This window comes from Escherichia sp. HH41S (assembly GCF_009820115.1).
GTDB classification, from domain to species: Bacteria; Pseudomonadota; Gammaproteobacteria; order Enterobacterales; family Enterobacteriaceae; genus Escherichia; species Escherichia coli_F.
This window is the reverse complement of the sequence record NZ_VNXE01000080.1, coordinates 1-225: the sequence shown is the minus strand read 5'-3', so window position 1 is coordinate 225 and position 225 is coordinate 1. Positions and strand designations below refer to the sequence as shown.

Below are 225 nucleotides of genomic sequence, written 5' to 3'. Positions count from 1 at the left end.
GTGGCGTCCCCTAGGGGATTCGAACCCCTGTTACCGCCGTGAAAGGGCGGTGTCCTGGGCCTCTAGACGAAGGGGACGTATCAGTCTGCTTCGCAAGACGCCTTGCTTTTCACTTTCTATCAGACAATCTGTGTGAGCACTGCAAAGAACAGTTCTTTAAGGTAAGGAGGTGATCCAACCGCAGGTTCCCCTACGGTTACCTTGTTACGACTTCACCCCAGTCAT

1 tRNA gene and 1 rRNA gene are annotated in these 225 nt (G+C 53.3%); both read right to left on the bottom strand.

The features are described 5' to 3' along the window. Position 1: 1 nt before the first annotated feature. A tRNA-Glu gene (locus FQZ95_RS15700) sits at positions 2–77 on the bottom strand. A gap of 85 nt (positions 78–162) precedes the next feature. Then, a 16S ribosomal RNA gene (locus FQZ95_RS15695) occupies positions 163–225 on the bottom strand; the annotation flags it as partial.